Genomic DNA, 24,981 nt, shown 5'->3' with positions numbered 1-24,981 from the left:
GCTGCCCCCCGTCTTGCCTCGTCCGCCGTCCTTAACCCAGCAGGCTCGCCGGGCCAATGCGTTTTTGCCGGAAATGCGCGGAAGATGGGGGCGCGGATCGGGATCCGGACCGGGTTTCGGATCGGGTTTCGGACCGGCGCGCGCGCCGTCTCCTTGCCGGTCCTGCCGCTCTTTCCCCCTCAGGGAGGACGGGGCTGCACGAGGCTTTCGCAAGGAGCGCCAGGTCAACAGCGTTGACGCGCTTTGCGCCGTGGACTATCAGAAAGGCCTCATTCCGTGGTGATTTGGGCCGGCCGGCTTGCAGCCACGTTAAACAAGTCGCTAAACAGGCCGGGTTTGCGAAAACCCCGGTCCGTACAAGGCCGGGGTTTTGCATTTGGAGAGCAGAATGACGACAAAATCGCACGGCTGGCACCCGGAAACGATCCTGGTTCACGGCGGCACGACGCGCTCGCCCTTCGGAGAGACCTCCGAGGCGATGTTCCTGACCCAGGGCTTTGTCTACGAGACCGCCGAGGCGGCCGAAGCCCGCTTCAACGGCGACGATCCCGGTTTCGTCTATTCGCGCTACGCCAATCCGACGGTCGCCATGTTCGAGGCGCGCATCGCAGCGCTCGAAGGCGCCGAGGCCGCGCGCGGCACCGCCAGCGGCATGGCCGCCGTCAACCTCGCCCTCATGGCCTGTTGCAAGGCCGGCGACCATGTCGTTGCCGCCAAGGCCCTGTTCGGCTCCTGCCGCTACATCGTCGAGACGCTGCTGCCGCGCTTCGGGGTGACGTCGACGCTGGTCGACGGCACCGACCTCGATGCCTGGCGCGCCGCCATCCGGCCGGAAACCGTTGCCTGCTTCCTGGAAAGCCCGACCAACCCGACGCTCGAGGTGATCGACATTGCCGCCGTCGCCGAACTGGCCCACGCGGTCGGCGCCAGGCTGATCGTCGACAATGTCTTTGCAACGCCGATGTGGCAGTCGCCGCTGCAGCTGGGCGCCGACATCGTCGTCTATTCCGCGACCAAGCATATCGACGGGCAGGGACGCTGCCTTGGCGGCGTCGTGCTCGGCAGCGAGGCGTTCATCACCGACGAGGTGATGCCCTTCATGAAGCATACCGGGCCGGCGATGAGCCCGTTCAACGCCTGGGTGCTGCTCAAGGGGCTGGAGACGCTGCCCCTGCGTGTCGAGCGCCAGACCCGCACGGCGGCGCGCCTTGCCGATGTGCTGGCCGAGCACCCGGCCGTCGCGCGGCTGATCTATCCCGGCCGCGACGACCATCCGCAGGCCGAGCTTGTCCGCCGGCAGATGAAGGCCGGCTCGACGATGATCGCGCTCGAACTCGCCGGCGGCAAGGAAGGGGCGTTCCGCTTTTCCAACGCGCTCAGGATCGTCAAGATGTCCAACAATCTGGGCGATGCAAAGAGCCTCGTCACCCATCCTGCGACGACGACCCACCAGAGCCTGGCGGAGGAGGCGCGTGCCGAACTAGGCATCGGCGAGGGGCTGCTGCGCCTGTCGGTCGGACTGGAACACGAGGACGATCTCGCCGCCGACCTGCTCACCGCGCTCGAGGCCGTGCGCGGCTGAGCCGCTCAGGACAGCATCCGGGCCACCAGCACGACCCGCGAAACGGCGGAGACGACGCAGATGGCGGCAAAACCGCAGGCCAGCGCCGCGAACCAGTGCGGCAACAGGCACATGGCGAGAAACACTGCGATCGTCTCCGCTCCCTCGGCAAGCCCGCCGAGATAGTAGAGCGACTTCGCCCCTTGCACGTTGGTGGTGATGCCGCGCTTGGCCGCCATCACCGAAAAGCCGAGGAAGCTGGCGCCGTTCATGTAGAAGCCGAGAAGCAGCGCGGCGGCGGGAAGCGCGTTCTGCGCACTGTCCTGGACGGCGAAGGCGAAGGGGATCGCCCCGTAGAAGAAGAAGTCCAGCACGATGTCGAGGTAGCCGCCCCGGTCGGTTTTCTTGCAGGCCCGGGCAACGGCGCCGTCGAGCCCGTCGGCAAGCCGGTTGGCGACAATCAGCAGCGCGCCCGCCAGCATCGCGCCGCAGGCGATCGAGGCCGCCGCGCAGAGCCCGCAGGCGAAGCCGGCAAGGGTGACGGCATCGGCGCTCACGCCGGCCCGCGCCAAGCGGCCCCCGGCCGCGTCAAGCGGCGGGTCGATCAGCGGCCTGAGGCGTGCATCGAACATCCGTGAAACCCGTTCCTTCGCCGGACCCGCCGGCTGCCTTCGTGTCAGATGACCCAGACGGCGCGGCAAGGCAAGCATGCCGGTGCTCACAAGCGCATCACCCCCTGGCACAAGCGCGTGTGCGAAAATCGCCCCCGGCGTTCCGCAAGGGGTGAAAGATCCGCGATTCCGGTATAGATTACAGACGGCTGAAGCGTTCGTGCCGGATGGCATGGTCGCGGCTTGCGGTGGAGCGAAACATGTACCGGGCGGTCACGCACGATATCCAGGTCACGGTCGAGCCGCACTATCTCGCCGAGGAATCCGACCCCGCGGACGGGCGCTATTTCTGGGCCTATTCCGTCGATATCGTCAATCTGGGCCTGGACACGGTGCGCCTGCGCGCCCGCCACTGGCGCATCGTCGACGCGGTCGGGCATCTGGAGGAAGTGCGTGGCCTCGGCGTCGTCGGCGAACAGCCCGTGCTCGCCCCCGGCGAACGCTTCGAATACACCTCCGGCTGCCCGCTGCGCACCAGTTCGGGAATGATGGCCGGCTCCTACCAGATGGAGACGACGGACGGCGAGCGCTTCGACGTCGACATCCCGGCCTTCTCGCTGGACATTCCCGGACAGACCCGAAGCCTCAACTAGAGGGTGCGCGAGACCATCGGTCGCAATACGTGGTTGCGCAGCTCCCGCCGCTCGCGTCCAACCGGCAATCGGTTGCGCGCGCAACCGGTTTCGTGTGCATTCGACCTGGTTTCAACTTGTTTCGGTCCGGGTTTCGACTGGGCCGGAACCGGGTTCGGCATCCTCACAACCATGGCCATTAAAACAAACGTAATGATGACAAGGGCAATCTGGTGAAACGGCTTTATGCTGTTACCGGGTCAGTACTTGTGATGTAGGATTCCGGTCGGTGTTTTGCAGCGACAGGAATGCAGGAAGGAGCCAACAAGCGTGGCGTCCATGGGCGATACGATCAGCGGCGTCGGGGGTGAGGCGTTCGATCTTTGCGACACGCAGGCGAGCGCCTTCGGCGTTGCCTTCCACGTGTCTCCGGTCCGGATGGTCTATTGCGACAGGAACCTTGTTATCCGGGAGGTCAATGCCGCCTGCCTGCAGGTTGAGGGGCTGAGCCGGAGCCAGATGGTCGGGCGCTCGCTCGAGGACATCTACGGACCGGCGTTGCGCGATGCCCGCCGCCCCAGCATCGAGGCTGTGCTGCGCGGTGAGCCGCAGACAGCGGTCGAGTGGGGACTGCGCCGCGCGACAAGGGGACGATTGCTGCGCATCCGCCATGAACCTGTGTGGGACGCCGCCGGCGAGGTGATCGGCTTCCTGGTGATGATGGAGGACAAGACCGACCTGCACGAGCTCGAAAAGCGCGTCTCCATGCAGGAGGATGTCATCCGGCAGACCTCCGACGCGCTCGCCGTGGTCGGTGCCGACTATCGGTATCACTGGGTCAACCCGGCCTACGCGATGATCTGGAAGCGCACGCCGGAAGAGGTGATCGGGCTGACCGTGCCCGACATCATCGGCAATGAAGGGTTCCGGGGGCGGGTGCTGCCAAGGTTGACCTCCTGTTTCAACGGAGAGGTGACGCAGTACGAATTTTCCTGGCCCAATGGCAATGGAGGCAGCACGCAGTTCGCCGTGCGGCTGGAACCCTTGCGCGACGACAATGGCGACATTGTCGGCGCCGTCGTCAACATGCGCGACATCACGGAAGCGGCGATCCTCAACCGGCGCCTGCGGCGCCAGGCGCTGGAGGACGCGCTCACCGGACTTGCCAACCGGTATGCGCTGGAGGCCGAACTGGCGCGCCGCATCGAGCGCTGCCTCAAGACCCCCGCGGATTGCAGCAATTGCAGCGCGGCGCTGCTTCTGGTCGACCTGGACGACTTCAAGGTGGTCAACGACCTCGCCGGTCACATCGCCGGTGACGCCCTCTTGCGACAGGTTGCAAGCCTGCTGCGGACAATGGACCCCGCGGCCGTTGTCGCGCGTCTGGGTGGGGACGAATTCGCCCTGATCGTCGACGGCCTCGACGAGGCGGCCGTGACCGAACTGGGCGAGCGGATCGTCGCCGCCGTCGAAGGCTCCGGGTTTACCTGGAAAGGGGACCGGTTTTCGGTGGGCGCCAGTATCGGTGCCGCGATGCTGGACACGGAAGCCTTCACCGCAGTGGCCCCGTCCGTCCATGACATCATCAACTCCGCCGACCGGGCCTGTCTGGTTGCCAAGGAAAAGGGCGGTGCCCGGGTGTGTGTCTTCCATCCCGACGATGGCGAGATGCATGCCCGCTTCGAGGAGATCGGCAACCTGCAGGTTGTCCAGACGGCCTTGCAGGAGGGGCGCTTCGCCCTGCATGTCATGCCGATCGCGCCTGTCGACGGTCACAGCGAGCCCTTCCACGAGGTGCTGCTGCGGGTCATCGGCGAGGGCGGCCGTGCGCTGCCGCCGCAGGTTTTCATCACTGCCGCGGAGCGGCATGGCCTGATGAACCGGGTCGACCGCTGGGTCGTGGAAACGGCACTCGCGCGCATGCCCGCCTTGCCGCAGGACGCCAGGCTGACGATCAACCTGTCGGGCCAGTCGGTCGGCGATCCCGTCTTCCGCGACTTCCTGCTTGAGACGCTGGACAGGGCGAAGGTGACACCCGGGCGGCTTGCCTTCGAGATCACCGAGACTTCGGCCGTCCGGTCGATGGAAACCGCGCAGGACCTGATCGCATCGCTGAAAAAGCGCGGGTTCGGGGTCATCCTCGACGATTTCGGCTCGGGCCTGTCGTCCTTCGGGTATCTGCGCAACTTCGATGTCGACATGCTGAAGATCGATGGAAATATCATCGGGAGTATCTGCGAGGACAAGGTTCAGCAGACAATAGTGGCCGGTATTGTGGCCGTCGCGACAGCGATGCGGGTGCGCGTGGTTGCCGAATACGTGGAGGATGAGGCGACGATGGAGATCCTGCGCGAGCTGGGCGTCAGTCTGGTCCAGGGCTATTTCATCGGCAAGCCCGCGCCATGGGACGAAGTCTTTCCGGTCTGACAGCTGGCGCAAGATCGCATGATGCGCAACGCGCGGGCGGATGCTAGCCTTTGAACGCTGCGGTCGACACGGATTCGCGATTCCGGTTGGTGGGTGTGCTGCATGGCGGTGGAAGGCTCCGAGACTGACGACAAGCGGCCCGACGGTCTTTCGGCGGCCAAACGGGCGGCTTCCCGCGCCGAAAGGACGGGCGCCAATCCACCCGGCAACTGGCCGATTCCCATCGACCGCGATGCCGTCCATGAAGCCATCATCGAGATCAACCGCGCCGGCATGTTCGTCTGCGACCGGTCCTATCGCATCTGGGAGGTCGACGGAGCGTTCCTCGACATGGAGGGACTGGACCGGGAAGACGTGATCGGCCGATCCATCGAGGAGGTGCTCGGGCCGCGCGTCTTTGCCTTGCGAAAACCGTTTTTCGACGACGCGTTCGAGGGACGCCCGTCCCGGATACGGGTCGCCGGAATTCGTTCGCACACCCGCAACAAGTTGCTCGACGTCTACTTCCAGCCCGTTCTGACAGCGGATGGCGAGGTTGCCTGCGTGATATCGGCCGCACGCGACATCAGCCATTTCCAGGCGATGAACGAGCGGCTCTCCCTCCACGAGGAGATCGTCGCCCAGACCACGGATCGCATTTCCGTCATCGGGACGGACTTTCGCTATCTCTTCACGAATGCCGCGAACGGCGCCTTTCATCGACGGCCGGTGCAGGATTTCATCGGCCGGCACGTGCGCGCCATTATCGGCGAGGAGGCGTTCGACCTGCGGGCCCGCAGCAAGTTCGAGGCGTGCTTTGCCGGGCACACGATCGAGTACGAGTACGAATTGCTGGACAGCGAAGGCGTGACCAGGGTCATGCGGGCGAGAATGGACCCCTACCGCAATTCCGAACGCGAGGTATCTGCCGCCATTCTTGTCCTTCGCGACATCACCGCCGCCAGCATGATGGCGAAGGAACTGCGTCGCCAGGCACGCGAGGATGCGCTCACCGGACTGGCCAACCGGCATGCACTGCAGGAGGATCTCGAGGCCTTGCTGGAGCGTGTCGAACGGGACGGGACGAATTCCGCGCTGATCACCGTCGACCTCGACGGTTTCAAGGTCGTGAACGACATTTCCGGACATAGCGGCGGCGATGCGCTCCTGTGCCAGATCGCCGACATGTTGAGGACCTTCGAGCAACCGCACAAGATCCGCTGCGCCAGGCTCGGGGGAGACGAGTTCGCCGTCGTCTGCGAGGGGGCAGACGAGGCGGCGGCGCTCGATCTCGCCAACCGGATGGTCGCCAACCTGGTCGCCATGCGGTTCGTCTGGAACGGCGACACCCATGTCGTCAGCGCCAGTGTCGGTATTGCCATGATCGAGGGCGAGCCTCGCAGCGGTCGGCCGAAGACCGCCTACGAGTTGCTCAACCGTGCCGATCAGGCCTGTCTCCATGCCAAGGAGGTCGGCGGGGCGCGTGCCGTTGTCTATCGTCCGGACGATGCGGAAATGGTGGCCCGGCGCGCCGATATCGGCAATCTCCAGATCCTGCAGCAGTCGCTGGATCTGGGCCGTTTCCAGCTTTACACGATGCCGATCCGGCCGGTCGACGGAACCCGCGCACCGATGCTCGAGGTGCTGTTGCGGTTCCTCGACGACGAGGGGCGCGTGCTCGCCCCGGCAGCCCTGATCGGTTCGGCCGAGCGCCACGGCCTGATGCCGCAGGTCGACCGCCGGGTGGTGGAGACCGCGCTCGACAATATCGGCCGGGTCGCGGAGGGCACGCTGCTGTCGATCAACCTCTCGGGGCGCTCGGTCGGCGACCCGCAGTTCAAGGATTTCCTGCTGGAGGCGCTGGACGCGCGGCCCGGCGCGGCGCAGCGGGTCTGTTTCGAGATCACCGAGACGGCCGCCGTGCGCAGCATGTCGACGGCGCAGGCGCTGATCTTCGCCCTGCGCGAGCGCGGATGCGGGATCATTCTCGACGATTTCGGCTCGGGCCTGTCGTCCTTCGCCTATCTGCGCCAGTTCCGCATCGACAGCCTGAAGATCGACGGCGCCATCATCGGCGATGTCGTCCATGACGAACTGCAACAGACCATCGTCGCGGGGATCGTCGCGATCGCCCGCAAGATCGGGGTCGGGGTGATTGCGGAATATGTCGAGGACGAGGAGGCGCTCGACGTGCTGCACGGCCTGGGCGTCACCCAGGTGCAGGGCTATCACGTCGGCAAGCCGGCGCCGTGGGTCGGCACCGGCCTGGAATGACCGGACCTCAGGCGCCGGTGCGGAAGCGGGCCTGCGCGCCGCGCTCGATGGCGGCGACCGTCAGCTTGTCGAGGCCGAGCGTGTCGCGCAGCATCTGCAGCATGCGCAGCTCCTCCTGCGCCACCGTGACGTCCGCCACGGCGATTTCCACCGCAAGCGCGTAGGCCGTGTCGGCATAGCCCGGCGGCACGCTGTTGGCGATCAGGGCGAAGGTCTCCGACATGCCGTTTTCCGCCTGCAGGCGCTCGCCGCAATCCTGGGCCACCGGAACCAGCCGCTCGGGGTCGAAACTCCTGAACACGGGCAACGTCTTGATCAGCTCGCCGATCGAGTGCAGCTCCTTGTCGGTCATGCTGCTGTCGGAGGCGGAGACCATCACCATCACGTAGATCAGGGCTTCCTGCAGGCTTACACGCTCACTCATCTGGGATCCCGGCCTTTTCTCGCTCGTCCATGATGCTCCCTTCAGGTAGCGGGATGGCGAGGGGATCGCAACCCTGTGATTTTACGGGTTGCGCTCCGGCATCCCGCCATTTTTTGCACGGCGCAGGTTTCGTTTGTGCAAGGCTTGCATTAGTGTCCGCGCGCGCTCGCATCTGTCCTGCGACGCCGCCAACGGCGCGCGCGCCTAAACAAGCCGGCGCGAACCCTGGACAAGCTGACACCCGACCCGCAACAGACCCGGAAGGCACCGGTCCGCACATGACCACCGCTTCGCAGCCCAAGCTCGACCTTTCTCCCGCCGTCATCGAGGCCGCCCGCACCTCGAAAGCCTGGCCCTTCGAGGAGGCGCGCAAGCTGCTGAAACGCGTGAAGGCGGCGAAGATCGACCGGCCGGTGCTGTTCGAGACCGGCTACGGCCCCTCCGGCCTGCCGCATATCGGCACCTTCGGCGAGGTGGCGCGCACCACGATGGTGCGCACCGCCTTTCGCGTGCTCAGCAATGACGAGATCCCGACCCGGCTGCTGTGCTTTTCCGACGACATGGACGGTATGCGCAAGATCCCGGAGAACGTGCCGGACCGCGCCTTCCTGGAACCGCACCTGCACAAGCCGCTGACCGACGTGCCCAATCCCTTCGGCGGCGAGGCACCGAGCTTCGGCGCGCACAACAATGCCATGCTGCGCCGCTTCCTCGACACGTTCGGCTTCGACTACGAGTTCGCCAGCGCCACGGACTATTACAGGTCCGGCCGGTTCGACGAGATCCTGCTGAAGGCGACCGAGAAGTATCAGGACATCATGGATGTCATGCTGCCGACGCTGGGGCCGGAGCGACAGGCGACCTACTCGCCCTTCCTGCCGATCTCGCCGACGTCGGGCCGCGTCCTCTACGTGCCGATGAAGGCGGTCGATGCGAAGGCCGGCACCATCACATTCGACGACGAGAACGGCGAGGAGACGACGCTTTCCGTCACCGGCGGACGCGTCAAGCTGCAGTGGAAGCCGGATTTCGGCGCGCGCTGGGCGGCCCTCGACGTCGATTTCGAGATGTTCGGCAAGGACCACCTGACCAACGCCTCGATCTATGACCGGATCTGCGAGATCCTCGGCGGCACCGCTCCGGAGCATTTCGTCTACGAGCTGTTCCTCGACGAGATCGGCCAGAAGATCTCCAAGTCCAAGGGCAACGGCCTGACCATCGACGAATGGCTGACCTATGCCTCGCCGGAGAGCCTGGCGCTCTACATGTTCACCAAGCCGAAGACGGCGAAGAAGCTGTATTTCGACGTCATTCCGAAGGCGGTCGACGAGTATTTCGCCTTCGCCGGCAAGCTGCCCGGCATGCCGATCGAGCAGCAGCTCGCCAATCCGGTCTGGCACATCCATTCCGGCCGGCCGCCGCAGGTCGACATGCCGGTCTCCTTCACGATGCTGCTCAACCTCGTCTCCGCCTCCAACGCGGAGACGAAGGACGTCCTGTGGGCCTTCATCTCCCGCCATGTTCCAGGCGTCACCGCCGCGAGCCATCCCAAGCTCGACGAACTGGTCGGCTACGCGATCCGCTACTTCGAGGATTTCGTCAAGCCGACCAAGGTCTTCCATGCACCGGACGCGGTCGAGCTGGCGGCCCTGAAGACGCTCGACGAGAAGCTCGGCGAGCTTCCGTCCGATGCCGACGGGAGCGCCATCCAGGACGCGGTGCTGGACGTTGCCCGTGCCATCGAGCGCTACCAGGACCACAACAAGAAGAGCCCCGACGGCGGGCCGGGCGTGTCGGTGGCCTGGTTCTCGGCGCTCTACAAGCTGCTGCTCGGCCAGGAGCGGGGACCGCGTTTCGGCTCTTTCGTCGCGCTTTACGGCATCGACGAGACGCGGGCCCTCATCGCCCGCGCGATCGCCGGCGACCTGGCGGATGCGCCGGCCGAAAGCTGAAGGCAGGCCGGCCGTGTCGCGTCTCGCCTTCCACCTGAGCACGCTGACGCTGCCGCTCTACGCGGTCGCGGGCTTGCGGCTGCGGGCGCGCACCCATCGCTTTCCACCCGCTGAGGGACGGGTCTTCGGGCACGCCCTGGCGGCGGAAGCGGACGGCGACGGCGGACCCCGGCTGCGCCTGCTGGTGCTGGGCGACAGTTCGGCCGCTGCCGTCGGCATCGCACGGCAGGAAGACGGGCTGGCGCCCTGCATCGCCGCACAGCTTGCCCGGCGGCGCGGATGCCGGGTCGACTGGCGCACGGCCGGGTTCAACTCGGCCACCACCGGGATGCTGCGCGATCACGTCGTGCACAATCTCGAGCCGGCTCCCTACAGCCACATCCTGATCAGCGCCGGCTTCAACGATGTGAAGAACTTCCACTCCGGTCGCCGCTTCCGGCGGGAGTTCGGCGGCCTGGTCTACGCGCTCAAGGCCCGCTTTCCCGAAAGCCGGATCTACTGGTCGCAGGTGCTTGCCCCTGACGACGTGCCGGCCCTGACGCCGCTTGTCAGGACCATCCTGCGCCCGCGCGCGGCCGAGATCGGGCGGCTTGGCCAGTGCCTGTGCCGGGAGCGCGGCGTCACCGCCATTCCGGCGGCGAAAGGCCTGCCGCGCCGCGCCTTCTGCGCCGACGGCATTCACCCCTCCGAGGACGGTTTCGCCGGCTGGGCGGAACATGTGGCCGAGCATATGGACGCCGGCTGAGGCGGCCGGGCTCAGCGCCCGGAGGGCTCGGGCGCGTCCGTGTCGCCGTTCGCCGGTGTCGCGGTCCCTGCCGTTTCGTCTTCATCCGTCGCCGCGCCCGGATACCAGGGCGTGTCGACGATCTCCACCGCCTCTCCGCCCAGAAGGGGGGCGATGTCGGTCGTTGCCGCGCCGGGAGCAGGCACGGCGCCGGCCGGGGGCAGGTCGGTGCGCCAGTCGAGCTGCCACAGGCCCTTGCGGGCCGCGCGGGCCGCTTCGAAGGCCTCTGTCATTGCCGGCGGGGCGCCTTCGTCCGGCCGGGCCCAGCCCTGTTCCACCATCCATGTCGCAAGGTCGGTGTCGCGGCGCCGGCAACTGGCGCGAACCAGCCCGCCGGCCGTCTCTTCCATGTTGTCGCAGGTGATCGCGTGACGGCGCACCAGAGCGCGCAGCGCCGTGCGGGCGCGAACGCCGCACGGCCAGCTTCCGCCAAGCCGCGAGGGGCAGGTTTCCTCCAGGCCGGGCGCGGTGATGCCGGCGAGCCGGATGGTCAGCTTCTTGGTCCGGAAGCTGCCGGCGTCGATCACCATCGGCTGGTGGAAGGTGATCTCGGTCGGGATTTCGCGCTTCGGGAGCTCCGGCTGGCGCGCCTCGATCCGTTTCAGCGGGCCGGACACCGGGGGCGGGGGCAGGATGTCGTCCGGCGCCACGTTGCGGATCGTCGACGGATGCGGGGCTGATGGCGAAACGTCCGGCGCAGGCGCGGACGCCGGCGGGACTGTCGGGCCCGGTGCTTGCGGAGCGGGCGCCTGAGGGGCTGCCGGATCCGGAGCAGGAGGAGCGCGCCGTTCCGTCACGACGCTGTTTTCCGGCGGCGGATCGCCGCTCACATAGGCCTTGCCGGCGAGCCACAGCAAGCCGCCGGCTGCGGCGGCGACGAGGAGGCCGGTGATCCTGTCGGCGATCGCCATCGTGCTACTGGCTCGCCCAGATGATCCGCGCCATCCAGGCGATCTCCGACACGCCGAGCCGTTCCGGCGCCGCGCCGTCGATAAGCGGGGCAAGCTCCACCCGGGACCGTGTGCGCCGTTCGAAGACCCGGGCGAGGACCGGGCCGGAGGCAAGCCGCAGCATCACCCGGTCGCCGCGGTCGATCGGACGACGGGGCGAGATCACGACGACATCGCCCTCCCGGTAGAGCGGCAGCATCGTGTCGTTCTCCACCCGCAGCGCAGTGTCGGCATCGGGCGCCTCGCACAGCAGCCCGTCGGCGACCGGAGACAGGGTTTCGGGGGCGAGCGCGCTCATCGCCCCGTCATGGAAGAAGCCTGTCGCCTCGGCCTGCGAGAGGCCGAGCGGGGGCAGGGTCGGCGGGATCGCGAAGCGCATGACGTCGGCGCGCCCGCCGCGTTCGTCGATCAGGGCGACGAAGTCGGCGAGCTCGGACCGGGTGGCGCCGAGGATCTTGGCGATCGATTCCATCGACGGCCAGCGGGGGCGACCATCGGACGCGGTGCGCTTGGAGGGGTTGAATGTGGTCGGGTCGAGACCCGCGCGCCGGGCCAGCCCCGAGGGGGTCAGGCCGTTCCTGCGGGCAAGGCGGTCGATCGCCGACCAGACGCTCTCGTGCGACAGCATTGTATGGCTCCAGCGCCCGGCCGGCTTGCTGGCCGGGCATTCTTGCGGCCGCGTCGTGCGACCTGGCGCCTTCGGGCTTTCGTCCGCCGGGCGTGGCGGCGGACTGCCGAGGGATATTCCCGTTACGGGTATATATTCCTAATGAGGCCCGAGTGCCAGTCCGCCGGTGGTCGCGCGGCGGTCTTGTCCCCGTCTTCCGCCGCAATGCACACCCTTGTCTCTCCTCTCGTCAGCCTGTAATCCGGCACCACGAAGGACACGGACTCCGGCCCGGGGGGCGCTGTATGACGCTGATCTACAAGATATCTCCGCAAGCAGACTGGAGCGCGGCGGAAGCCGCCGGCCGGTTCACCGGAGCGCCGGTCGATCTGGCGGACGGATTTATCCACTTTTCGGCGGCGGACCAGTTGCGCGAAACGGCGGCAAAACATTTCGCCGGCCAGGCCGACCTTGTCCTCGTCGCCGTCGAGGCGGAAGCGCTGGGGACAGCGCTGAAATGGGAGCCCTCGCGCGGCGGCGCCCTGTTCCCGCATCTGTATGGCGAGTTGCCGGTCTCCGCCGCCGCCTGGGTACGGCCGCTGCCGCTCGGGCCCGACGGCGCGCATGTCTTTCCGGAGGGGCTTTGATGGTCTCTTCCCTGCTCGACGCGCTCGCCCGCAAGGCGCTTTTTTCCGTCGACGCGGAGACGGCGCATGCAATGACGGTGAAGGCGCTGGCGAGCGGCCTGATGCCGTCCTGCCGGGTGAAGGCGGACAATCGTCTGGCGGTGCAGCTCGGCGACCTGACCTTTCCCAATCCGCTCGGCATGGCCGCCGGGTTCGACAAGAACGGCGAGGTGCCGGACGCGCTCCTGAAGCTCGGTTTCGGTTTTTCCGAGATCGGCACGGTGACGCCGCTCCCCCAGGAGGGGAATGCCCGGCCCCGCGTCTTTCGCCTGGTGGCGGACCGCGGCGTCGTCAACCGGCTCGGCTTCAACAACGAAGGACACATGGCCCTGCGCGCCCGGCTTGAGGCGCGCCGCCATCGCGGCGGGGTCGTCGGGGTCAATGTGGGGGCCAACAGGGACGCCGCCGACCGCATCGCCGACTATGTTGCCGGCATCGAGGCTTTCGCGGATCTCGCCTCCTATTTCGCCGTCAACGTCTCCTCGCCGAACACGCCGGGCCTGCGCGACCTGCAGGCGCGCGATGCGCTGCACGAACTGCTGTCGCGGGTGATGGAGGCGCGAGAGATCGCCGCCGCCCGTCACGGGCGCCAGGTGCCGGTGCTGTTGAAGATCGCGCCCGACATCGGTCAGGAAGGCCTCGACGACATCGCCACCGAGGTCCTGGGCTGCGGCATCGACGGGCTGATCGTCTCCAACACGACGCTGGCGCGCGAGGGCCTCAAGGACAGGGCGGGCGCCGCGCAGGCGGGCGGGTTGTCGGGCCGGCCGCTCTTCCGCCTGTCCACCATCGCGCTGGCGCGCATGCGCCTTCGTGTCGGGCCGCGCCTGCCGATCATCGGCGTCGGCGGCATCGACAGCGGCGAGAGCGCCTGGACCAAGATCACCGCCGGCGCCAACCTGGTGCAGCTCTATACCGGGCTCGTCTATGAGGGGCCGGGCCTTGTCGGGCGCATCCTCACCCATCTGGGCCTGTCGCTCGACCAGCACGGGCTGGCAAGCCTCGACCAGGCGGTCGGGCGCAATGCCGAGGCCTGGGCCAATATCGACGCGGATGGCGAGGAACTTCCCGTATGAGCGCGGCAGGCGACGTGGTCATCTGGCACAATCCGCGTTGTTCCAAGTCGCGGCGGACGCTGGAGCTGATCCGGGAAGCGGGCTTCGAGCCGGTGGTGCGGCTGTATCTCAAGGACGCGCCGGACGCGGCGGAAATCCGCACCGCGCTTGCCGCGCTCGGGTTTGACGATCCGCGCGCCCTGATGCGCGTCTGCGAGCCCGTCTACCGCGCCGGCGGGCTGGGCGATATCGACGAGGGCGAGGCACTTGTCGCGGCGATGGCCGCCGATCCGGTGCTGATCGAGCGCCCGCTGGTCATGCGCGGCGAACGTGCCGCCATCGGCCGCCCGCCCGAGGCGGTGCTCACCCTCCTGAAGGGGTGAGCCGGTTCACGGTCTGTCGCGCAGCAGCGCGGTAATCCGTTCGATACGGTCGAGCCAGGTCGCCGCTGCAGGATTGCGCCACGCGATCAGCTGGCGAAGACGACTGTAGTCGGCCGGCAGGTCGCGAGCGAAGACCGGTTCGTGATGGGCAATCCTGTTTCGAAACTTGCGGATCGCCTGGAGGTTTGCAAAAACCCGCTCCCGCGCACCGGGTATCGCGATTGCGGGTGAGGCGCCGGGAAATGCCGAACGGAAATGGGGAAGCCAGAGACGAGCGTCCTGCCCTCGGGTGAATACCTTTTCCCAGAACGCAAACTTGAGTTCGACGACGACCCTGCCGACGGTTGTCGCCCGGCTTGCCACCTTGCGCAGGTCGTCCTGCGGATCGTATTGCCAAGAGGCTTTGGGTTGCGGCAGGCTGCGCGTGAAGCCTGTCGACCACGGCCAGTCGGGACCGTGTACGGCTTCGAGTGCATGTGCCACACCGTTGCGCACGCCAATCTCGCAAATCTGCAAGGGGACAATAAAGGCGGCGGAGATTTCCAGGTTCCACTGGTAGAGAGCGAGTGCGGCTGCAGGCCGGTTGCCGCAAACCCGAAGATAGGTGGCAAAACGGGGTGCCGAAATCACATCCGGCAGGTGCCTTATTTCGTCTTCTGAAAACTGCACGGACCCTCATGCGGGCTGGTCAAAACTTGACTTTCAAATACATGCAACCATATTGGAACATGTTACGGCTTTGAGACTCGCGGGCGCAAGCCCCCCCTCATCGCCAACAGAAGTTGCAAGGCCCACCTCTTGAGGTGGGCCTTCGCGTTTCTGCCTCAATAGGCGCTTTCGACGTCGCCCATCTCCACATAGACCGATTTGACCTGGCTGTAATGGTCGATGGCCGCGTGGCCGTTCTCGCGGCCGATGCCGGATTTCTTGTAGCCGCCGAACGGCATTTCGATCGGCGTCAGGTTGTAAGTGTTGATCCAGCAGGTGCCCGCGTGAAGGCCGGCGACCATCCGGTGGGCGCGGGCAATGTCGCGGGTGAAGACACCGGCGGCGAGCCCGAACTCGGTCGCATTGGCGCGCGCCAGCGCCTCCTCCTCGGTGTCGAAGTCGAGCACGCACATGACGGGGCCGAAGATCTCCTCGCGGGCGATGGTCATGTGGTCGGCGACGTCGGCGAAGACGGTCGGCTCCACGAACAGCCCGTCGGGAAGGCCCTGGACGGTGGCCCGGGTGCCGCCGCAGACAAGCCGCGCGCCCTCCTGCTTGCCGGTCTCGACATAGGCCATGACCTTGTCGAGCTGGCCTTGCGAGACCAGCGGCCCGGTATCGACGCTCTCGTCCATCGGATCGCCGAGCCGTGCCTTCGCGGTGCGCTCCGCCAGTCGCTCCAGGAAGGCATCCTTCAGCCCCTTCTGCACGAAGACCCGCGTGCCATTGGAGCAGATCTGGCCGCTTGAATAGAAATTGGCGTTGATCGCCGCCGACACCGCATTGTCGAGATGGGCGTCATCAAAGACGATCAGCGGCGACTTGCCGCCAAGCTCCAGCGTCACGTGCTTCAAGGTCTTCGCCGCCATCTCGGCCACCTTCGTTCCGGTCGGCACCGAGCCGGTGAGAGACACCTTGGCAATGTCGGGATGAGAGACGAGGTGGGCGCCGGTCTCGCCAAAGCCCTGCACCACGTTGAAGACGCCATCGGGCAGGCCGGCTTCGGTCAGGATCTCGGCCAGCTTCAGCGCCGAAAGCGGCGTCATCTCCGAGGGCTTGAAGATCACCGCATTGCCGCAGGCAAGCGCGGGAGCCGCCTTCCAGCAGGCGATCTGGATCGGATAGTTCCACGCCCCGATCGCCGCGACGACGCCGAGCGGCTCGCGCCGTGTGTAGGCGAAGGAGCCGCCGAGATCGATATGCTCCCCGGTCAGGGTTGCCGTCAGTCCGCCGAAATATTCAAGGCAGTCGGCGCCCGAGGCGGCGTCCGCGACCAGCGTTTCCTGCAAGGGCTTGCCGGTGTCGAGCGTCTCGAGTTCCGAAAGCTCCCGGTTGCGCTCGCGCAGGATCGTGGCTGCCCGCCGCAGCACCCGTCCGCGCTCCGCCGGCGGCGTTGCCGCCCAGACGCGAAAGCCGCTGCGCGCCGCGGCCACCGCCGCGTTGACCGTCTCCGCGCCCGCCGCATGCAGCCGGGCAATCACCTCGCTGGTTGCCGGATAGCGGTCCTCGATCGGACGCCCGTGCGGGTCCTCGACATAGGCGCCGTTGATATAGTGCGAGGCTTGCGGCTGAGCGCGCATGGCATATCCCTCCTGACGGACGTGTTGTTCTTCTGCAAGTATGGCGTTTCAGCGTTGGGCTGTCTGCCAGTCCGGGTGTATCCAAGCTTCGCGGTTGGAACGTGGCAGGGGCGCGCGGCCCATGACGTGGTCGGCGATCTTCTCGCCAGCCATGATCGAGGGCGCGTTGAGATTGCCGTTGGTGATCTGCGGGAAGATCGAGCTGTCGGCAACGCGCAAACCCTCCACCCCGATCACCCGCCCTTCCGGATCGACCACGGCGTGCGGATCGCTCGCCGCCCCCATCCGGCAGGTGCCGCAGGGGTGATAGGCGCTTTCCGCGTGTTCGCGGATGAAGGCATCAAGCTCGGCATCGGATTGCACCTGCGCGCCGGGCTGGATCTCGCGGCCGCGATAGGGGGCAAAGGCTTCCTGGCCGAAGATCTCCCGGGTCAGGCGGATGGCCGTGCGGAACTCTTCCCAGTCGTCCGGATGCGACATGTAGTTGAACAGGATCGAGGGCGGTGCGCCCGGGTCGGGCGAGGTCAGCGCCACCCGGCCGCGCGACTTCGAGCGCATCGGCCCGACATGGGCCTGGAAGCCGTGACCCTCCGCCGCCGCCTTGCCGTCATAGCGCACGGCGAAGGGCAGGAAGTGATACTGGATGTCGGGATACTCGATGCCGGCCCGCGAGCGGATGAAGGCGCAGGCCTCGAAATGGTTCGAGGCGCCGAGACCGGTGCCGGTGAACAGCCATTGCGCCCCGATCAGCGCCTTGGAGACAAGGTTCCAGTGCTTGTAGAGGGTGATCGGCTGGGTGCAGGCCTGCTGGATGTAGAGTTCCAGGTGGTCCTGCAGGTTGGCACCGACGCCCGGCCGGTCGGCGAGGACCGGAATGCCGAGCGCCGAAAGGGCGGACGCATCGCCGATGCCCGACAGCATGAGGATCTTCGGCGAGTTGATCGACGAGGCGGCAAGGATCACCTCGGCCGAGGCGTGTGCCGTCTCGGTCCTGCCGCCGCGCGTGAACTCGACACCTAGGGCGCGCGTGCCCTTGAACAGGATGCGCCGCGCGGTGACGCCGGTCAGGAGCGTCACGTTCTGCCGTTTCAGCGCAGGCTTCAGATAGGCGTTGGCGGTCGACCAGCGGCGCCCGCGCCACACGGTCATCTCCATGTCGGCGAAGCCTTCCTGCTTCAGCCCGTTGTAGTCCGGCGTCGTCTCGTAGCCGGCCTGCCGTCCCGCCTCGATGAAGGCGTCGTAGAGCGGGCTCCACTTGCCGCCGCGCGTCACATGCATCGGCCCGGAGGTGCCGCGCACGCCGGTCTCGCCGCCGTGGCTCGTCTCCATGCGCTCGAAATAGGGGGCGACATCGGCATAGGACCAGCCCTGCGCGCCCATCTCGGCCCAGGTGTCGAAGTCGCGGGCGTGGCCGCGCACATAGACCATGCCGTTGATCGAGGAAGAACCGCCGACGACCCGGCCGCGCGGGGTGGCAAGCCGCCGTCCGCCAAGATGCGGCTCCGGCTCGCTCTCGAAGCCCCAGTCGTAGCGGGACATGTTCATCGGATAGCTGAGCGCGGCCGGCATCTGGATGAAGGGGCCGATATCCGTGCCGCCGGCTTCCAGCACCAGCACCTTGTTGGCCGGGTCCTCAGACAGCCGGTAGGCGAGGGCGGCTCCCGCCGATCCGGCGCCGATGACGATATGCGTCGCGTCCTGCATGGCGTTGTCCGTTGCTTCGGGCCGGCCTTCAGCCGACCAGTTGGCGTTCGACATAGTCCTCCACCCGGCGCACGGCGTTGCGCGGCTGGGGAGGACCGTCGGCGAAGATGTGCTGCAGCCACAAGCCGTCGATCATGGCGGCCGTGCCTTCCGCCGCCTGACGGGCGCGCTCGCCGTCGAGCATCGCGGCGAAGGCATGGGCAAGGTTCGACACGAGGCGGCGGTGATAGACCCTGAGCAGCCGCCGCGTTTCCGGCTGGGTACGCGCCTGCAGGTAGAAGGCAAGCCAGGCCGAGATCAGCGCCGGCTGGAACTGGGTCGGTGCGAAACTTGCCGCGATCATCGCGGTGATCCGCTCGCGCGGGCCGGCCGCCTTTGCCATGCGCTCGCGGGTTTCGCGCGACAGGTCGGTGAGCAGCGCCCGCATCGTGGCGTTCAGGAGACCTGCCTTCGAGCCGAAATAGTGATGCGCAAGCCCGCCCGAAACGCCGGCGCGGCGGGCGATCTCCGCCATGGTCGCATCGCCGAAACCGCGCGCGTGGATCGTCTCCACGGTCGCGTCGATCAGCGCCTTGCGGCGATGTGCTTCCATTCCGATGCGCGGCATGGCGGTTCCCGTTGTCGGTCCGGCGATCGAGGCCGGCATCACATTGCGGCGGTCACGGTGCGGGCGTGTTGCCTCGCGGTGCCCGGATGGGGGCTGTTGCGCCCGGTGCGGGCCGGTCTTTCCACAGGCCCTGCGAGACAGGCTCCACGAGACAGACCCTGCGAGACTGGCCCCTGCGAGACTGCCTCACCGGACAGACCCCGCGAGGCGGTTGGCCAGGGCGATCCGTTGCGATCCCTGCCTCTTCTCCGGTCAGCTCCCCGCAGCTATCAAGGAATAATTTTGATTGGCTGTTCAATCAATGAAAAAAAGGAAAAAAAGCGGGGAATTGCACATTCCGGCCAAAAATGCTTTGATGCATGGAGAAACGGGCATGGGAGGCCCGCCTGAATGTCATCCGGCGATGAACTTCGTCCGGAGACGAATATCCTCCGGCGTTGTCCGGCCGCGCTGCCTGTCCCTGGCGCCGGTCGGTCCTGGGCCATGGATCCCGGGGACCGCGGTCACGCGGCCCCGATGCCAGGGAATCATCCGGCGTCGACGTCCGGATGCAGGCACCTGAGACTTTGGCACCGCCTCCCGCTTCCGCCCGTGCCGTTCCGGCGCGCCTGCATCCAGCGGGCCGCCAACCCTTCGCATGCAGCCGGCGCGCAAGCCCGGCGATTGTCGAAAACCGGGCAGGCGCATGCCGCCCGCAGCCAACACCGGGGATGTCGCGTCTTGCCGCATCCCCGCGATCAGGAGGACGAGATCCCATGAAGACTTTTGCCCTGCGCCTCGGCGCCGCAGCCCTCGCGCTCGGACTGGCCGCCCCGGCCGCCCTTGCCGCCGATGCTGCATCCTGCAAGGCCGTGCGTTTTTCCGACGTCGGCTGGACGGACATCACCGCCACGACGGCGGTGGCCTCGGTGCTGCTCGATTCGCTCGGCTACGAGAGCGAGGTGAAGATCCTCTCCGTGCCGGTGACCTATGCTTCGCTGAAGAACAAGGATATCGACGTCTTCCTCGGCAACTGGATGCCGACCATGGAAGCCGACATCAAGGCCTATCGCGAGGACGGCTCGGTGGAGACCGTGCGCACCAACCTGGAAGGCGCCAAATACACGCTGGCGGTGCCCAAATACACGTTCGACAAGGGCCTCAAGACCTTTGCCGACATCGCCAAGTTCAAGGACGACCTCGACGGCAAGATCTACGGCATCGAGGCCGGCAATGACGGCAACCGCCTGATCATCGACATGATCGAGAAGGACATGTTCGGCCTCAAGGGCTTCGACATCGTCGAAAGCTCGGAAGCCGGCATGCTGTCGCAGGTGACGCGCGCCGCTGCGCGCAACCAGGACGTCGTCTTCCTCGGCTGGGAGCCGCATCCGATGAACGCCAATATCGAGATGGCCTATCTCGACGGCGGCGATGACGTGTTCGGCCCCAATTTTGGCGGCGCCACCGTGCACACCAACGTGCGCGCCGGCTACACGAGCGAGTGCCCGAATGTCGGCAAGTTCCTGGAGAACCTCGAATTCTCGCTGGCGATGGAGAACGAGATCATGGGCGCGATCCTGAATGACGGCACCGAGCCGAACACCGCGGCGCGCGCCTGGCTGAAGGACAATCCGTCCGTGCTCGATGCCTGGCTCGACGGCGTCACCACGATGGATGGCGGCGACGCGATGGCCGCAGCGCGGAGCGCAATCGGCCTTTGACGGGTCGCAGCGACATTTGCAAGGAGGGCGGGCGCCGGCAACGCGCCCGTCCTCGGGCCGAACCGGGACAGTCCGGCACGGCCTGCCTTCCGGACCGGATGACCTTCCTGAAAACAGAACCAAACGGCGGGGCGACGCGTGGACTGGCTGACCGACTGGCTGACTGACAACAAGCTGCCGATAGGGCCCTGGGCGAAAGCCCTGGTCGATTGGCTGACCAACAATGCCTACTGGGTGTTCGACGGCATTTCCGCCGTGCTCGATGCCCTGATCGCGGGCATCCTGTGGCTGCTCCAGGCTCCCGACCCGCTGACCGCCGTGGTCATCGCCACCGCGCTTGCCTGGCTGGTGCGGCGCAAGCTCTCCTTCGCCGGTTTCGTCGCCGCGAGCCTGCTTCTCATCATCAACCAGGGATACTGGGAAGAGACGACCGAGACCCTGTCGCTGGTCATCGCCGCCTCCACCGTGTGCATGCTGATCGGCGTGCCGCTCGGTGTCGCCGCCGCCCACCGGCCGAAGCTCTACGCCGCGATGCGCCCGGTTCTCGACCTGATGCAGACGATCCCGACCTTCGTCTATCTCATTCCCGCTTTGATCCTGTTCGGCCTCGGCATGGTGCCGGGCCTGATCGCCACGGTGATCTTCGCCATTCCCGCGCCGATCCGCCTGACCCAGCTCGGCGTGTCCTCCACCCCCCGCCAGCTGATCGAGGCGGGCGAGGCCTTCGGCGCGACGAAGTCGCAGCTCCTGTGGAAGGTCGAGCTGCCTTACGCACTGCCGCAGATCATGGCCGGCCTGACCCAGACGATCATGCTGTCGCTGTCCATGGTGGTGATCGCCGCGCTTGTCGGCGCCGACGGGCTCGGCGTGCCGACGCTGCGCGCCCTCAACACGGTCAACATCGCCCGTGGCTTCGAGGTCGGCATCGCCATCGTGCTGGTCGCCATCGTGCTCGACCGCTTCTTCCGCAAGGACGAGAACGGAGGCAAGACCCAATGAGTGCTCCGATCGTCACGTTCAAGAATGTCGACATCGTCTTCGGCGAACACCCCGAAAGCGCGCTGCCGCTCGTCGATGCGGGCCGGACCCGGGCGGAGATCCAGGAGGAGACCGGCCAGATCCTCGGCGTTGCCGGTGCAAGCCTCGACATCAACGAGGGCGAGCTGATCGTGCTGATGGGGCTTTCGGGCTCCGGCAAGTCGACGCTGCTGCGCGCCGTCAACGGGCTCAACCGCATCACGCGCGGCGAGGTGCTGGTGCGCGACGGGGAGGCGATGGTCAATCCGTCGAGTTGCCCGCCCGAAGAGCTTCGCCGGCTGCGCCGCGGCCGCATCGCCATGGTGTTCCAGAACTTCGCGCTGCTGCCCTGGCGCACCGTGCGCGAGAATGTCGGCTTCGGGCTGGAGCTTGCCGGGATGCCGGCGCGCGAGCGCCGCGAGAAGGTCGACGCCCAGCTGGATCTCGTCAGCCTCGGCCAGTGGGGCGACAAATACGTGCACGAGCTGTCCGGCGGCATGCAGCAACGCGTCGGACTGGCCCGCGCCTTTGCCACCGAGGCGCCCATCCTCCTGATGGACGAGCCTTTCTCGGCGCTCGATCCGCTCATTCGCGGCCATCTCCAGGACGAGTTGCTGGCGCTGCAGGAGAAGCTCGACAAGACCATCATCTTCGTCAGCCACGATCTCGACGAGGCGGCCAAGATCGGCTCGCGCATCGCCATCATGGAGGGCGGCCGGGTCATCCAGGTCGGCACGCCGCAGCAAATCGTGCGCAAGCCGGCCAATGACTACGTCAGCGAGTTCGTCGCCCACATGAACCCGCTCGGCGTGCTGCGCGCGCGCGACATCATGCGATCGATGGAGGAGGGCACCCCATCAAGCCTTGATGACTGTCCGCGCTGCGCGCCGAAGACGCCGGTGCGCGAGGTGATTGCCTTGAAGCGCGGGGTGGCGGAACCGGTTCTCGTATGCGAGGGCGACATGCCCGTCGGTCTTGTCGGCGAGGCCGAGATCCTCGACTGCCTCCGGTAGGCGCGTCAGGTCGGGTGCGCGGGGAAGGTTTCCCGCGCCCGCCGCCCGGTGATCGCCAGCAGCGAGAAGCCGCGCGCGGCGAGGAAGATCGTGAAGGCGAGCCACAGTCCGTGATTGCCCATCACCGGAAACGCGATGTGATAGGCGGCGAGGAACAGCGCCAGCGACACCAGCATCATGTTGCGCATGTCGCGCGACCACGTGGCGCCGATGAAGACCCCGTCCATCTGGAAGGCGAGCACACCGAACAGCGGCGTTGCCGCCGCCCAGGGCAGGTAGACAATGGCGACGGCACGCACGTCCTCCGCTGTCGTCATCGCATGGATGAGAAAGGGGCCGGCGGTCAGCAATACCAGCGCCACCAGTCCGGCAAGCAGGTATCCCCAAAGGAGGCTGAGCTTCAGCGAGCGGTCGAAGGCCGGGCGGTAACGCGCGCCGACCGCCTTGCCGGCGAGCTGTTCGGCGGCGGTCGCAAGCCCGTCGAGGAAGAAGCTCGCCACCATGAAGAACTTTTCCAGCACCGCATTGGCGGCGAGCACCGTGTCGCCTTGTGCGGCCGAGCGCGAGACGAAGAAGGCAAAGGCCAGGATCAGCGCGAAGGAGCGGATCAATATGTCGCCGTTGAGCGCCATCATCCGCTTGAACCGGGCCTTGTCGAGAATGAGCGCGCGCGAGGGCCAGGGCTTGCCCTTCAGCGCCCGCGCCGCGAGCACAGCTCCCGCAAGGGCGGTCAGCGCCTCGGACAGGACGGTGGCGGCGGCAACACCGGCAACGCCCCATTCGAAATGCAGCACGAAGAGGATGGAGAGGGCGATGTTGACCCCGTTCAGGCCCGTTTGCAGGCCAAGCGCGGTCATCGCCTGTCCGCGCCCGATGAACCAGCCGAGAAAGGCGTAGTTGGCCAGCGCCAGCGGCGCCGACAGGGTGCGCACCGCGAAATAGGTGGCGGTCGCCGCCTGTACCTCGGCGCTGCCGCCCATCAGCCACAGCCCGGCGGTCAGGAACGGCTGCTGCAGCACGATGACGGCAAGTCCGAGCGCCAGCGCCAGCAGCCCGGCGCGGAACAGCACGGCGCGTTCCTCTTCGCCTTCGCCCGCGCCGACCGCCTGCGCCGTCAGTCCGGTGGTGCCCGAGCGCAGGAAGTTGAAGCTGGTGAAGACGAGATCGAACAGCACGCCGCCAAGCGCGATGCCGCCGAGCAGGGCCGCATCGCCGAGCTGGCCGATCACCGCCGTGTCGACAAGGCCGAGCAGCGGCGTCGACAGATAGGCGAGCGTCATCGGAACGGCGATGGCAAGCACGCTGCGGCTGGTCACGTCGAACGGGCGCACGGCGCCGGGCTGGCTCGTCATCGGATTTGGCTCTTGGACAGGGTGTTTCGCGGCACGGGCGGGGGCGTTCGCCGGAAACCGGGCCGGGGGAGAGTCGTTTCGAAAGGACGCTAGCGAACAAAGGCGGAACGGTCAAACGGGATGTGCGGCGGGTGGTGTTGCGGCCGGCACTCGTTCGTGACCCCACCCTCAGGCCGTCACCCCGGGCAAGGCGAAGCCGCGACCCGGGGCCCATTCGTTCCCAGAGCGGGGTGATGGGGGCGGGGAGCCCGCGCAGGACGCCCGCCGCTAGCAGGGAATAGCCGGTACGCCCTCCCGCGTCGGAGGCGATGCCATCACTTCTCTCCCGCATGCTCCAGGATGTTGAGCAGCCGGCCGTTCGGATCGCGCAGGAAGAAACGCCGCACGCCCCAGGGCTCAATGGCGGGGCCGTATTCGGGCACAAGGCCGGCCTGCTCCACCCGCTCCAGCACCGCGCCGAGATCGTCGACCTCGATGGAGAGGTCCGGCACCGGCGTGCCTGAACCGCCCTCGGTGGCGATGCCGATCTGCGGCCGCGCCGGGCTTTGCGCGGTCGCCGCCAGCGTGACGAACCAGCCATGATCCATCACCGGTTCCAGTTCGAGAATGTCGCGGTAGAACGCCTGCGAGGTGGCGGTCTCGGTAACGGCGATATTGGCGACGATGCGTCGGACGGCCATGGCGCGTCTCCAGTTCTGCATTGCGGGCGACCGGCGGTCGAGACCACTTCTTAGCCTCGCACGCCTGCCATGCATTGAAGAAATGTCGGCTGAGGAGGGGCGCGCGGGGGCTGCATGACGTTCCAGTCGCCAGTGGCGAAGGGCTTCACGCCTGCCGCGTCCGGCGCGCGTATCGCGCCTGCCGGGGTTGCCAATGGATCCCGGCTCTCCGCTTCGCTGCGGCCGGGATGACGCCGGAGTGGGGGGCAAAGGCCCTGATACTGTCTCTTCCTCAGGCGGTCACCCCCGGCCT

Annotated in this window: 22 protein-coding genes and 1 riboswitch; of the genes, 12 read left to right on the top strand and 10 right to left on the bottom strand. The window is 67.0% G+C overall.

Going from position 1 to position 24,981, the window contains the following annotated elements:
- Positions 1-266 precede the first annotated feature (266 nt).
- Positions 267-346, top strand: a riboswitch (SAM riboswitch).
- A 42-nt stretch (positions 347-388) separates the two neighbouring features.
- The gene (locus tag ACN0T5_RS16130; protein ID WP_417769630.1) at positions 389-1,582 is read left to right on the top strand and encodes an O-succinylhomoserine sulfhydrylase; all 1,194 of its coding nucleotides are present in this window, start codon (positions 389-391) and stop codon (positions 1,580-1,582) included.
- Positions 1,583-1,587: 5 nt separating this feature from the next.
- Here ACN0T5_RS16130 and ACN0T5_RS16125 read toward each other — a convergent pair whose 3' ends face one another.
- Positions 1,588-2,193, bottom strand: coding sequence for a CDP-alcohol phosphatidyltransferase family protein (locus tag ACN0T5_RS16125; protein WP_417769629.1), 606 nt, complete (start codon positions 2,191-2,193; stop codon positions 1,588-1,590).
- Between the two features lie 239 nt (positions 2,194-2,432).
- On the opposite strand from ACN0T5_RS16125, the gene apaG reads away from it, so the two are divergent.
- From apaG to ACN0T5_RS16110, 3 genes are all read left to right on the top strand, one after another.
- Entirely contained in the window at positions 2,433-2,825 is a 393-nt protein-coding gene (gene apaG, locus ACN0T5_RS16120) for a Co2+/Mg2+ efflux protein ApaG (protein ID WP_417769638.1), read from the top strand.
- Between the two features lie 318 nt (positions 2,826-3,143).
- Positions 3,144-5,231, top strand: a complete 2,088-nt coding sequence (locus ACN0T5_RS16115; RefSeq protein WP_417769637.1) for a putative bifunctional diguanylate cyclase/phosphodiesterase — start codon at positions 3,144-3,146, stop codon at positions 5,229-5,231.
- A 102-nt stretch (positions 5,232-5,333) separates the two neighbouring features.
- Entirely contained in the window at positions 5,334-7,484 is a 2,151-nt protein-coding gene (locus ACN0T5_RS16110) for a putative bifunctional diguanylate cyclase/phosphodiesterase (RefSeq protein ID WP_417769628.1), read from the top strand.
- Positions 7,485-7,491: 7 nt separating this feature from the next.
- On the opposite strand, the gene ACN0T5_RS16105 is transcribed toward ACN0T5_RS16110, so the two are convergent.
- Positions 7,492-7,908 (bottom strand): tellurite resistance TerB family protein, encoded by a 417-nt coding sequence (locus ACN0T5_RS16105; protein ID WP_417769627.1) that lies wholly within the window; start codon positions 7,906-7,908, stop codon positions 7,492-7,494.
- 278 nt (positions 7,909-8,186) lie between these two features.
- On the opposite strand from ACN0T5_RS16105, the gene ACN0T5_RS16100 reads away from it, so the two are divergent.
- Both ACN0T5_RS16100 and ACN0T5_RS16095 read left to right on the top strand, forming a co-directional pair.
- Positions 8,187-9,860 carry a lysine--tRNA ligase gene (locus ACN0T5_RS16100; protein ID WP_417769626.1) on the top strand — a complete coding sequence of 558 codons (1,674 nt, stop codon included), beginning with the start codon at positions 8,187-8,189 and terminating at the stop codon, positions 9,858-9,860.
- Between the two features lie 13 nt (positions 9,861-9,873).
- Positions 9,874-10,605, top strand: coding sequence for an SGNH/GDSL hydrolase family protein (locus tag ACN0T5_RS16095; protein WP_417769625.1), 732 nt, complete (start codon positions 9,874-9,876; stop codon positions 10,603-10,605).
- A gap of 11 nt (positions 10,606-10,616) precedes the next feature.
- On the opposite strand, the gene ACN0T5_RS16090 is transcribed toward ACN0T5_RS16095, so the two are convergent.
- Together ACN0T5_RS16090 and ACN0T5_RS16085 are read right to left on the bottom strand one after the other, a co-directional pair.
- Entirely contained in the window at positions 10,617-11,555 is a 939-nt protein-coding gene (locus ACN0T5_RS16090; RefSeq protein ID WP_417769624.1) for a thermonuclease family protein, read from the bottom strand.
- Positions 11,556-11,559: 4 nt separating this feature from the next.
- Complete coding sequence (locus ACN0T5_RS16085; RefSeq protein WP_417769623.1) at positions 11,560-12,222, bottom strand: S24 family peptidase; 663 nt, start codon at positions 12,220-12,222, stop codon at positions 11,560-11,562.
- A gap of 284 nt (positions 12,223-12,506) precedes the next feature.
- Between ACN0T5_RS16085 and ACN0T5_RS16080 the strand changes: the two genes are divergently transcribed.
- The 3 genes from ACN0T5_RS16080 to arsC are packed head-to-tail and all read left to right on the top strand — an operon-like array spanning position 12,507 to position 14,325.
- The gene (locus tag ACN0T5_RS16080; protein ID WP_417769622.1) at positions 12,507-12,848 is read left to right on the top strand and encodes a DUF952 domain-containing protein; all 342 of its coding nucleotides are present in this window, start codon (positions 12,507-12,509) and stop codon (positions 12,846-12,848) included.
- Positions 12,848-13,963, top strand: coding sequence for a quinone-dependent dihydroorotate dehydrogenase (locus ACN0T5_RS16075; protein ID WP_417769621.1), 1,116 nt, complete (start codon positions 12,848-12,850; stop codon positions 13,961-13,963). The genes ACN0T5_RS16080 and ACN0T5_RS16075 overlap by 1 nt, the downstream gene beginning before the upstream one ends.
- On the top strand, positions 13,960-14,325 hold the full coding sequence (gene arsC, locus ACN0T5_RS16070; protein WP_417769620.1) for an arsenate reductase (glutaredoxin): 366 nt from the start codon (positions 13,960-13,962) through the stop codon (positions 14,323-14,325). The genes ACN0T5_RS16075 and arsC overlap by 4 nt, the downstream gene beginning before the upstream one ends.
- A 6-nt stretch (positions 14,326-14,331) precedes the next feature.
- Here the strand turns inward: arsC and ACN0T5_RS16065 are convergent, their stop codons facing one another.
- The 4 genes from ACN0T5_RS16065 to betI form a co-directional block, all read right to left on the bottom strand.
- Positions 14,332-14,994 (bottom strand): hypothetical protein, encoded by a 663-nt coding sequence (locus tag ACN0T5_RS16065; protein WP_417769619.1) that lies wholly within the window; start codon positions 14,992-14,994, stop codon positions 14,332-14,334.
- 155 nt (positions 14,995-15,149) lie between these two features.
- The gene (gene betB / locus ACN0T5_RS16060; protein WP_417769618.1) at positions 15,150-16,613 is read right to left on the bottom strand and encodes a betaine-aldehyde dehydrogenase; all 1,464 of its coding nucleotides are present in this window, start codon (positions 16,611-16,613) and stop codon (positions 15,150-15,152) included.
- 48 nt (positions 16,614-16,661) lie between these two features.
- A complete protein-coding gene (gene betA, locus ACN0T5_RS16055; RefSeq protein ID WP_417769636.1) occupies positions 16,662-18,317 on the bottom strand; it encodes a choline dehydrogenase in 1,656 nt (551 codons plus the stop codon).
- 28 nt (positions 18,318-18,345) lie between these two features.
- Complete coding sequence (betI, locus tag ACN0T5_RS16050) at positions 18,346-18,924, bottom strand: transcriptional regulator BetI (RefSeq protein ID WP_417769617.1); 579 nt, start codon at positions 18,922-18,924, stop codon at positions 18,346-18,348.
- Between the two features lie 755 nt (positions 18,925-19,679).
- Here betI and ACN0T5_RS16045 point away from each other — a divergent pair.
- From ACN0T5_RS16045 to choV, 3 genes are all read left to right on the top strand, one after another.
- Positions 19,680-20,627, top strand: a complete 948-nt coding sequence (locus tag ACN0T5_RS16045; protein ID WP_417769616.1) for a choline ABC transporter substrate-binding protein — start codon at positions 19,680-19,682, stop codon at positions 20,625-20,627.
- 147 nt (positions 20,628-20,774) lie between these two features.
- Positions 20,775-21,626, top strand: a complete 852-nt coding sequence (gene choW, locus ACN0T5_RS16040; RefSeq protein ID WP_417769635.1) for a choline ABC transporter permease subunit — start codon at positions 20,775-20,777, stop codon at positions 21,624-21,626.
- Entirely contained in the window at positions 21,623-22,657 is a 1,035-nt protein-coding gene (choV, locus tag ACN0T5_RS16035; RefSeq protein WP_417769615.1) for a choline ABC transporter ATP-binding protein, read from the top strand. Before choW ends, choV begins: the two co-directional genes overlap by 4 nt.
- Positions 22,658-22,662: 5 nt before the next feature.
- On the opposite strand, the gene ACN0T5_RS16030 is transcribed toward choV, so the two are convergent.
- Together ACN0T5_RS16030 and ACN0T5_RS16025 are read right to left on the bottom strand one after the other, a co-directional pair.
- Positions 22,663-24,009, bottom strand: a complete 1,347-nt coding sequence (locus ACN0T5_RS16030) for an MATE family efflux transporter (RefSeq protein ID WP_417769614.1) — start codon at positions 24,007-24,009, stop codon at positions 22,663-22,665.
- Between the two features lie 314 nt (positions 24,010-24,323).
- On the bottom strand, positions 24,324-24,689 hold the full coding sequence (locus ACN0T5_RS16025) for a VOC family protein (protein WP_417769613.1): 366 nt from the start codon (positions 24,687-24,689) through the stop codon (positions 24,324-24,326).
- Positions 24,690-24,981 lie beyond the last annotated feature (292 nt).

Source organism: Stappia sp., from assembly GCF_048261845.1.
Classification (GTDB): domain Bacteria; phylum Pseudomonadota; class Alphaproteobacteria; order Rhizobiales; family Stappiaceae; genus Stappia.
Note: the sequence above shows the minus strand (reverse complement) of the source record. Positions and strands in the feature narration are given on the sequence as shown.